The sequence below is a fragment of the Psychrobacter sp. AOP31-B2-9 genome (assembly GCF_052378005.1).
Lineage (GTDB): Bacteria > Pseudomonadota > Gammaproteobacteria > Pseudomonadales > Moraxellaceae > Psychrobacter.
The window spans coordinates 1-10,878 of sequence record NZ_JBQSXG010000105.1 but is presented as its reverse complement, the minus strand read 5'-3'; the positions used below and the strand labels follow the sequence as shown (position 1 = coordinate 10,878).

The 10,878-nt window shown below is 35.7% G+C and carries 9 protein-coding genes; all 9 read right to left on the bottom strand.

Annotation, left to right across the window (positions count from 1 at the left end; translation table 11 throughout):
- Window positions 1–827, bottom strand: an 827-nt coding sequence (locus tag ACT3SX_RS11135; RefSeq protein WP_444761735.1) for a helix-turn-helix transcriptional regulator, incomplete at its 3' end; no start/stop codon positions are given.
- A 170-nt stretch (window positions 828–997) separates the two neighbouring features.
- Complete coding sequence (locus ACT3SX_RS11130; RefSeq protein WP_444519002.1) at window positions 998–1,492, bottom strand: PP2C family protein-serine/threonine phosphatase; 495 nt, start codon at window positions 1,490–1,492, stop codon at window positions 998–1,000.
- 50 nt (window positions 1,493–1,542) lie between these two features.
- Window positions 1,543–1,869, bottom strand: a complete 327-nt coding sequence (locus ACT3SX_RS11125) for a hypothetical protein (RefSeq protein WP_442073195.1) — start codon at window positions 1,867–1,869, stop codon at window positions 1,543–1,545.
- Between the two features lie 329 nt (window positions 1,870–2,198).
- Window positions 2,199–3,371, bottom strand: a complete 1,173-nt coding sequence (locus tag ACT3SX_RS11120; RefSeq protein WP_444761734.1) for a phosphorylase family protein — start codon at window positions 3,369–3,371, stop codon at window positions 2,199–2,201.
- Window positions 3,352–3,816: a response regulator gene (locus ACT3SX_RS11115; protein ID WP_444761733.1), complete on the bottom strand. Its 465-nt coding sequence runs from the start codon at window positions 3,814–3,816 to the stop codon at window positions 3,352–3,354. The genes ACT3SX_RS11120 and ACT3SX_RS11115 overlap by 20 nt, the downstream gene beginning before the upstream one ends.
- Entirely contained in the window at window positions 3,809–6,703 is a 2,895-nt protein-coding gene (locus ACT3SX_RS11110; protein ID WP_444761732.1) for a hypothetical protein, read from the bottom strand. Before ACT3SX_RS11110 ends, ACT3SX_RS11115 begins: the two co-directional genes overlap by 8 nt.
- A gap of 287 nt (window positions 6,704–6,990) precedes the next feature.
- Window positions 6,991–7,410, bottom strand: coding sequence for a hypothetical protein (locus tag ACT3SX_RS11105; protein WP_444761731.1), 420 nt, complete (start codon window positions 7,408–7,410; stop codon window positions 6,991–6,993).
- Window positions 7,403–9,427 carry a hypothetical protein gene (locus tag ACT3SX_RS11100; RefSeq protein WP_444761730.1) on the bottom strand — a complete coding sequence of 675 codons (2,025 nt, stop codon included), beginning with the start codon at window positions 9,425–9,427 and terminating at the stop codon, window positions 7,403–7,405. The genes ACT3SX_RS11105 and ACT3SX_RS11100 overlap by 8 nt, the downstream gene beginning before the upstream one ends.
- Before the next feature lie 10 nt (window positions 9,428–9,437).
- Window positions 9,438–10,850 carry a site-specific integrase gene (locus tag ACT3SX_RS11095; protein WP_444761736.1) on the bottom strand — a complete coding sequence of 471 codons (1,413 nt, stop codon included), beginning with the start codon at window positions 10,848–10,850 and terminating at the stop codon, window positions 9,438–9,440.
- Window positions 10,851–10,878 lie beyond the last annotated feature (28 nt).

Here is a 10,878-nt window from a genome sequence, read left to right as displayed (position 1 = left end):
ACATCGATAACCGTAATCGTTTGAGTAGATGATAACGGCCGCTCATATAAATGCTGGCAGGCATATTTTTGCACCTTTAGAACCAGTCCGATTTTTAAACCATTATTTAATTCCAACTTTCCTAGCTTACGTAGATTCTCAAGAGTGAAAGCATTGCGCTCTACCCAGTCCGGTACCAACTGCTCTGTTACTTCAGCTGCTTCAATACGATTAACCGCAAAATTCCGATGTGCCTTTAATAAGACATTATCATCCATATGATCATTCGTTGGATTAAACCCAGTAAGATAGATCATATTGTCGATAAAAATAAGTCCTCTAGGATAGATTACTCTAACGGTAGGATTGTCACGCCATTTGTTTTGATAGCTGATTTGAAGCTGCTTGTTGTGTAATAACGCCTGATGAATGCTAACCAGCACCTCACTATCAAGCTTTGGTGCTTGTACGATACTAGGCAGGGTAATGAGATGATCTTGCCACTGCCCTAGCTTACTTTGATTGAAGCTGGTCTTATCTTGTCGGTGTAATTGACTAAGCTTATCGCTAATACTTTGCTTGAAAGACGTTGGTAAATAGTTTGCGGTATATTTATCAAGCATCTGCCAAAAGAACACCGTTTGCTCATTAATGACATCGATACTAAAACTTGGCTCAATATAAAACCGTGCGGTCTTGCCGCTGATATTCTGACTCCAAGCTGGCAGACGCATTAAAGCATCGCTGTGAAAGACGTCACTGAACATTTGATTGAGACTCGTTAGGTCATTCTCTAAATTTTTACGCTCGTTTGCGTAATGGTCAGGGTTATCGCCATAGACACTCATTAATTCCGTGAGTGAGATAGCCTTGTCTTTACTACGTGGCAGGCGTTGATATAGTATAAACAGACGGCGGATTTGTTATAGCTCGCGATTGAGTGTGTAGGCATATTGGCTGCTCTATAGGCTATCGAATCTATCAAACTGTTATTATAGAAGTGAGCTATCTTAAAAGCTTATTCAAACCGTACCACAATCGCAGTACCATTATCATAAGCATTACCATCTGAGTCATACACTTGATGCCAAAGCATCTGTAGCCAACCCTGCAAATCTGTTTGGCTCTTAATAAGAGCCCATTCACTACTGGGTACTAAATCATGAATACCATCGCTACAGATGACGAGACTATTGCCTGATTGTACCGTGATGTTTTGCCTTATACTTTTAGGTGGCTCGCTGCTCGGATCATCACTATCTACTGCTAGCGCAAAGCATTCAGTAATGCTATATAAGCTGCCTGCCATACCTGTGCGATTGTACTCCGTAAACTCTACTTGGCGATCTTCATCTTTCGCTTGCTCATCTACCAGCTCGTTCAGCAAATTATGATCACGAGTTAAGCACTGCCATTCATTCTCATCTTTATCAAGCAAATACACACGGCTATCGCCGACATGGGTGATGTCTATATTGATTGAATTGTCATTCTTTAATGTGCCGACAATCATGGCTAGGGTTGCCGCAGCGCCATAGCGTTTAGGTACATGCTTGGTTTGACTTAATTGCGTATATATATACGATCTGATGTCATATTATGGACGTTTACTTGATTATCATCCCATAGCGCTCTAATTGCTTTGACCACTGCCTTTGAGCAGTGCTGTGACTGGTTAGAGCTGGCAACGCCATCCGATACGGCAAGACAAAATGGCGCTTGTACTGATGTCACTGCCATCACCCCTAAATCCTCTTGATACCAATGGTCTAAAAAGAAAAATGCGTCTTGTTGGAGGTTGTTTCTAGCATTGCCTTTAAAGGTAATGGCGCAGGCATGGGCTATTGTTTCAATAAGAGGTTCATCCTCATCACTTAAAATAGCTGTCATGTTCACTCGCTCATCAGTGATTATCGTTAAGACAAGTTTGACATACTCCCACCACTTTCGCTAAGCTCAAGTGGGGGATTCTAAAAGCGTTAGCGCTTAGGCGACTTTCTCACGAATGTCACAAGTTTTCTGTTTCAACGGGCGACCTTTACCGCATCCTCCCTCCGCAGACAAAATGGTTATGTATACTTACTACCTAAATAAATATAATTGTACAAGAAAAATCATTTGTATATCAAATACTTAAAATAAAAATCAAAGTAAATAATAGTATTATGTAAGAAATTATGTAAATAATATATTAAGACAGTAGATAATACTTTACATTTTTACTCATTTTCAAGAAGACCACTTATTATCTCCACTGTACATTTAGCTGAAAACAAACAGGCTAGTTTGTGATAACTGTCACCTTTTGACTCACTACCATCATCAACAACACATTTACAACTAAAAAACTTTGGCTTTAAAGGTGACATTCTTGCTGATTCGTATAGGGCAAAAGTTTCCATTTCGAAAGAATGTAATTTTCTATGTGTCATTCCAATCGATTTGAGCATGTCACTATCCGATATGACAGTGCTTCCACTAGAAGTTATTTCGAGTTTGATTTTTGGTTTAATATGCTTGTCATGATATTCATCTCTCTCAAAGCTGACTCCTTGAATCAATCGGTCCTCTAAATCTTCATTATCTATAATTTTGCTACTAATGAATGTCTTGACATCAGCATCCAATTGTACTGGATAAATTTCTGACACTAATTTACCGTTAGTCCATTTGCCCGCATCGTGCTGATAAGAAGTATCAGATATAATTAAATCATATATATTAGCTCCGTTGGCTTTTAAACCAGCGCATATGCCACTCATACAAATCACTTTGGGCCTAAAGTACTCAAGGGCTTTAGTAGTTACAATTGATGCAACAACTAAACCCATCCGTGGGCATGTAACAATTAAACCATTAAATTCATTAACTTTTATCTTCCTACACTCTAATCCTTTTATATTTTCAATAGGTGATATATCCGATAGAATGTGCTCAAAGGCTTTAGCTTCTTTCTTAAGTGCGCAAATTATTACAAAATCGTAAGATATTTCAGGTTTACAAGTTTTCAGATTTTGACGTAATAAAACTTTCCATTTACCATCATCGGAGAACGTTCCAACCTGTAAACCAACAGTTCCTATATCGTCAATACACTTGTATGCAGATTCGGTAAATTTTGTCAAAGCCAATACCTGTGTATTGACGTTTATACATTCATCATCTCTAATTTTGTATATTAATGCTTCGGTTAAATCGGTAGGTTCTTGATATTCAGCTAAAGGCACCATCAAATCAATAATAATTAAGTCATATTTGTCTCTTTCTAAATAAGTAGAAAATTCAACCTGATTAACTGATTTAGTAACAACTGCGTCTTCGTCGAAATTTTTAACTTCAGATATAATTTCTGCTAGTTTTTCAGGGGTATCCTCAAGGATTAAAATTTTCATATAACGATATACTCTTTAATAGTTGTTTTTTCCATGAATTTTCACCTTCATCATATAGAATGCAGTCTAAAACATCACACTCAAGTAGCTCACTAATATATCTTTTAGCAGTTTGGATTGCATAGTTATTACTACATATTTCAATTTCATGGAATTGAGTAATGATTACACAATCATCACTTCTTCCAAGGCTACTTAACTCAAGTATAACTTCTAGTCCACCATTTAATAATGATATAGGACTTCCTTCGCCTTGTACGATAGCATGGCTAGGAATTGCCATGTCTACTAAGACTAAATCAAATACTTTCTCGTCGATAGAAGTAATAGCTTCTTGAAGACTTTTAGCTGGTGTGATTTCAGAGCATAGTAAATGATCATTTATAAAGATAGTTAAACTATCTAACTTATGGATATCATCTTCTACAATCAAAACTTTAAACATTATTTGCTACCTTATATGAGATGGTAAATCTCACCTTATTATCCAGACATACCATTTCTTCAATACTGAAATTACTATCAGTCTGCTCAAGGTGGTGTAACTTCATTATTCCACTCCGCCCTTCGTATAACTGGGCATTACTTATGTCAGCATTACTTGGAACTTTTAGCCTTTGAATAATAAGCTCTTCATTTTGGTTGCTATAGATATGGGAAGCTATTGAAATAAAAAGCTTTCTTGAATTATTATCGAAATTAATTGATATCTCTAATGATTTGCTAGAATCGCCATGCTTAGCTGCATTAAATATAATTACATAAAGTGCATCATAAATCACATGATATGCACCACCGAAAAGCACAAACTCACTTAGTAGCTTCCGATCATTAAACTTAAGATTATGGGACTCTTTCACTTCTTCTATAACGGCCTTAACTAAAAGAACGATCTCAGCTTTTGGAGCAACACTTTGAGGCCTTTTGAACCACTCAAAAACAATAGAGAAGCTATCTCTTACCTTGAATTGCAAATCTTTAAAAAAAATATTTAGAGATTCTTGATTGTATGCAACCTGTGGAGGTTTGGTAAATTGCAGTACTTCAGATTGAGTGCTTTTCAAATACTGATTAACATTTTTCAAATCAACTTCTATTAATCTCCAGCAGTATTCAATCAATATATTATTTAAATTAATATTTGATCCTTGCTCAAAAAACACTTTCATTAGATCTTTAATACAAGATTGAACTATTATCTTCTTCTCTATAGCTGTTGTTTCGGGGTCTATAAGACCTCTAGGCTTTTTAGGTTTAACATCAGATTTAACATGTAAGTAAGTATCTATTATATCTTCTATTCTACTTTCATATTTATCTTTCCATTCATTCCAACCTACAATGTGAGACTGCTCATCAATCTTGTATTTCTGCTCCATAAAGGACACTATATTTTTATACATAGTTCCTTTAAAAGTACCATGCCTTATCCTTCGGCCTAAGTAGGATGATATACCATAGATGTTATTATTACAGAATTCCTGATAAACCTTATCAACTAAATAAAACAACTGCGGTGAGTCATAATATTCAGTAAGCCCTATTTTTTCAATACTACTTAATACAGACGTAAATTCTCGGATTATCTCATCTGAAATCCAGTCGTTAAATCTCTGCGCATCAACGTATATCCTATTATCATGCAGTTCATTTCTAATCTTATTTATTTGGTGGTCGATCAAGATAGTTCTAGCTCTTTCAAAATAGTTTTTATCGCTAGTCTTTTCCCACATCCAAATATGTAATTTTGCTCTAGTGTCAGTTATTGAAACAGTATCTTTTATAATGTGTGTAAGTTTGGCAATAAAATCTACAGTGCATGTTTCGTATGTGAAATTTGCTACTACCTCAGATTGCTTAGATTGATATTCAATAAATGAAATAAGATCGCCATCAAAATTATCCAATATAACTTTACTTAAAAACTTTCTAAGATTATGGTTATCTAATTCATTTTCGCTTTTCTTATGAATTAATAAGTAATAAATTATTTTAGATTCCAACTCATCTGATTCTTTAGCTATCTTTCTTAATAACTTATAATCTATTGACCTTGCTAACTCTCTAGTATTACCCATGATCCAATATAGATTATTCTGATCGAAAATCACCTCACCATTGTTCAGAGCAATAGTGTAATTAAAAATAGCAGACCTAGTAATAGCACCATCGTTCATTAACAACTCTAGATTACTATTAGGGCTATTAGTTCGCATGCTAGGATCAAGCAGTTTAGAAAGGTTATACTTACTAATAATAGTATTTAAATTATCAGATAGCTTTTCTGTATTTATAGTTAAATCAAGATAATCAGAACTAGGATCATCTACAAATAAATCTTGTAGAATCCTATAGTTTTCAACACCCTTAATTTCATACCATGCACTTGAATGCTTAGAAAATATATCTTCTGTATCAACAGTGAAATTCTCCAAATAAAACGCAGCTAAGTCCTCAATATCCACTCTACTTTCTTCAAACAATTTTAATACTAACTTAAGGTAATGATAATTATGATAAGCGTAGGTGTCACTATTACGTATTAAGAATAACAGTCCATCAATTAGTGAAGATTGAAGGTTATATCTTAAACGTGTATCCAAATCATTATTTTTACAATCATAATCCTTATATAGAAATGGAATCTTTAATATCGTATTCACATAACATTCAAAACTGGATATATTCATAATGGATTTTTTAAGACTAAAGAAACTCATTTCTACGTCGTAACATTGTTGTAATGAGCTTAGTATTTGATTCTCACCATAACTATTGAATTTCTGTACAAACCCATCTATAAATATTAATTCAATATCTTCTATTTTATTCAACTCACTAATTAGAATTATCTTTCTTATTATGAAATGGCTATATCCATAATTATCAATCACCCTCTCAATTAACCTCTCTGCTTCAAGATAATCCTTACTTAAGATAAAGTTGTTTAGCTCTAAAAATAGTTTTATTAGAGCCGTTAATTTATTAAAATTATTTTTAACAACTAAATTCAGAATATTTAAGTGTTTATCTATAGGTATAGAATCAAGAAAGTACTCTTTTTGCGATATTTCCGGCTCTTTAGGAAATAATGCAGGTATTACATCATTATCATCACACGATAAAATAACATTTTCAATATTTACAATATCAATTGGTTTTAGTAATTTTCTTAACCTACTTATTTTTTTATGTGGCTTGTCCAGTTTATCAAAAACTAAAGGTCTAAGATGCTTTCTTGCAGTTTTATCCAACAGTTTATACTTACTCATAAAATCTTTATTTACTAGTAATTTGCTAATATTTGATAGATCATCATTGGTATTTTTCATTGTATTTAACTTAAATATTGGTATTTTTACTTAATAAAATGAAGCCTAGTATTTATAGTCAGTTGAAAAATAAAATCTAACTAATACCTTTCTAAGCTAAACCCTTTTCACTTTCTGTACTTACGTAGCAATAGACTAAAGGAGGTGCGGTCAACCTTCCTATAACGTATTTATAGTGAGTTAACTATACTATATCAACTTAAGCAATATACCAAACCACTATTTAACTCTATATTTCTTACTTAGAATTAAAAAACAATAGACTCAACTGCTAAAGATAACTCAGGTTATCGCATCTCAAAATCAGACCGTTCACGATCAATCTTTGGCATAGAGGCATTAAGCTTATTTTCTGTCATTCCATGTTTGTAAGCATTGTACTGCCATAAGACAAACATTTGCTTGTACTGACGGTTTTGTTCCTTGAGTTCTGCTAGCTCTGCCTCTAAGTTAGCAATTCTCGAAGCTGCTGCATTTAAACTAGCAGGTCGAGGCTTAGCAGGTTCTTTCACCTTGAGTATATCTTTTTTAGCTTTATAAGCCGCTGTAATTGCCTCATGAGCGCTTAAAGACTGTCTTGTAGGCATCTTACCTACAAGTGGCTCTACTTCCTCGCAAATCGCAGTCCACGTTATCTTAGGCTCTGTCCAACCTCGGATTAAGTTAACGATAGCTTCTATATGTTGCCTATTTAAATGTTTAGCCAAAACCGCCTCCAAGTAGATCTGTAAGATCCTCTAAAATCGACACTTCATTAGATACATCTTCATTTTCAGCAGCCATATTTATAGCTTTCTTTCTAGCAACACGACGTAATTGGCTAAAATCGTCACCACGAAGTTTGACCTGTGCACCATCATTTATATTTGGATTTTCCAAAATATAGATAAGTTCACGTAATCTAGTAGCTGTTTTGTTTTGATGCTCTAACCATCTATCAGCACCCATTTCTTTTTCTTCAACTGCATGCTCAGATTTAACCAACAGATACTCAATTTTACTAAGCCTTTCTTTCATGCGAACTAGTTTTGCTGCATCACCTTTAATACATACTTGTTCTGTACAATTGATACAGTCTCTAAACTTTTCACATGGACTCATCGTGAAGTCATGTACACAAAATCCGTACTCAGTAATATGTGCAGCAGCTTGCTCCAAAGTATTGAATTCTTGAGTAGTGACCGGTAAATATTTTTTTACTTCACCTACTGGCCCAAATAGTGCTTTCGACGGATCAATCCTCTCTGCCATTGCGACCATTTCGTAGTCAGCCATATGATTGTAAGTGCGATTCTGTTTTACATCAGCTCTACCAGACCATTTGGCTATTTCTAAGTTAGATAAACCACCACGTTGTGCAATAGTGTTGAGTAGATGCCGAGCTTGATGTGATGTGACTTTTAATCGCTCCCCATTTTCATGTACATATCCATATCTATCAAAAATACTTTTAGTTTTTAGAGTTATAGGTGTTTGAAGATCGCTATTGAAAAAGGTTGCATTAATTTTTTTGAGTTCAATAGGTAGGGTACACTTACCCACATGAAACTGATTGGTATTTAAGACAAACAAAGCATTTGAAAACTTAATGCCTTTATCTTCATCAAGCCATGGAAAACTTTCCGGTAAACGTCCTTTCACATGCTCCCATAAACTGTTTAAAGTATTTTGCCCATCATTACAGCCAAGACCTCTATGCTTCAGATTATTACGACTAGCATCTTTTGTGCGATGAGGAAACCCTAATGCTTGGCATGCCTGTTCAATCGTTAACGGCTTATCATCAGCTACATTCGGGCATTGTTCGTGACGATAAAACTTATTAGGATTATCTTCAATCCATTTAGCCAACTTACGAGCTTCAGAGGATAAATTTCTAACTCTATCAATAGCAATTTTAGCTATTCCTACCATAACCGTAGGTATCCATTTGATATCACCTTCATAGCCTTTCCCAGAGTAAAAACGCCAACCATAACGCTCTACCCCACTTTTATCGTTCTCTACTACCTCACAATCTTCTGGTAATGTGAGTATCTCAGTTATACGTGAGGGTGCAGACATTAACATCGCAAATACAGATGTTGTAAAAATATCTCGTTCTTTTTTAGGATTACTAGCAAATATCTCAGCTAACGCGTTAAGTGCGACTTCATTAGGAAGCTTTTTTTCTCTATTCTGTTTTGCTTCCTTACCAGTTTTTGTCACATCTTCTGGACGGGAAATTGGATTGCACCACTTCTCTAAACTTGCATTAATAAGTTTATTTTCAGTTAAAAACTTAGCGATCCTTTCAATCTCACGTCCACAGGCATATGCACCACCTTCACCATAGTAGCATCTTGCCAATGACGCAGACTCATCTAAACATGCGATAGATAACCTTGAAATAGATGCTTCGCTATTTACTTGTATCAGTGCCGCTTCTAAAGCACGAAGGGCTTTAAGCTCATTCTTAGTACCAGTAGGCTTATGACCTTGTTGATATCTAAAATAAGCTTTTGCAAACTCAACGAAGTCCTTGCTCATTAACTCTTCTGGCTTCGGCTTACGTGTTGTAACACCGAGCTTTGCAAATACCGCTATTTTTGGCCAAATGTGAGCATGCCATTCCAAATCAGAACCAAACACTGTTAAGTCTTTGCGGCATTTATTTATAAAATTTTCTAAGTTAGCTGCGGCTGTTAGCTCAGCTCTAGATTTGAATTGGAAAACGTTAGGCATGGTTAATTCCCTACTGTTTATGAAGTTCTAAAGATCGCTTTTCACAACGCATAATGACATCCGCGACCGCAACGATACTTCTATCTAATATTGCTGCTACCTCAATATCTCCAGTAATTTCTTTTACTCGTTCTCGTTCATCAAGTAAGTTCTGATACACTTCTCTATGAGGCCCATTAAGCCAAGGTTGAAAGTGAATGCACGTATAGCAAGGTATAGGGACATTTGCGCCACAAAACCCGTGTTCACCGCATGTCCCAATGCCAGAACCCTCTTCAGTACGAATACGGCTATTAAGATCGTTACCTCGTTCAGCATCTTCCTCGGAATCAACTAGAACACCTGCAAAGGCTTGAGCGTAAGGCGCTAATTGGAAACCAACTGCCTCGTCTAATCGCTGAACATGCTCAGGGATGTTTTTAATATATACGCCAGAATTTTGAGTGTCACTATGGTCTAGTAGCTCTGCTATAACTAACTCACCGAACCCTTCACGCGCAGCCCTAGTACCTGTAGTGTATCTAAACCTACGAGCATTAATGGACAAATCCTCACCTGTTCTTTCCGACTTAATTCCTGAGGCAGCTACAACAAACTGTAGAGTATCAGTCACTTTAGCCGATGCAATATGTAATTTATCAGTTGTTAGCAAGGCTTTAAACTCAAAGAGCGAATCCACCTGTTTGATCATAGGGTAGTCGGGGAAAAGGGGTACTTGCTGACAGTCGTATTCATTTAGCTTAACACCCAGACTCTTTTCGACTATCGATATAGCATTTTTCGCTTGAGCTGAAAGAATAGCCCACAACTCTTGTGTTAGAGCAAAATGTTTAAATTGAGTCCTAAAGCCTTCACCGTGCTTTGCTCTAGGTACATTCAGTATATAGAAAGGTTCACCTCTCTTACTTGTTCCACATAGAACGTCTATTACCCTCAAGTGAGATATTTGAACTGAACGGCGGCCAGTATTACTGATGATAAGTGAGATCGCCAATTCGTCTAAGGTAATCAGGTTTCTTTCGAATGCAGTAACTGCACCTTCATTAAAAGCCTGTAGCTCGTTATCACTTAACGGGCCTTCATTAGGGTCTTTACGCTTAACAGCATCCCCTTTTCGATTACCTTTAATTGTCCAACCATCAAGTAATCGGATTACATCCTCATCAATACCATCGTAACCAAGCTCATACCATTTTCTTAAAAAACCTCTAATCGTACCTAAATACCATTCATTAGAGCTAATTAAAGAAGATCTATAGTTAATTAGCATGGTGTCAGTAATTATAAATACACTTGTGTTCCTAAGCATATGAGTAAATCTAACGGCTATATTACACGTATGCCCAGCTGATAAATTAGAAGCATAAAACGCTAGTGCATGAATAAAACCGTTTAAGGCTTTCTTATCTAAATGTTCGTGGATTGACCCCTGCCGTCAAATCCGTACACAT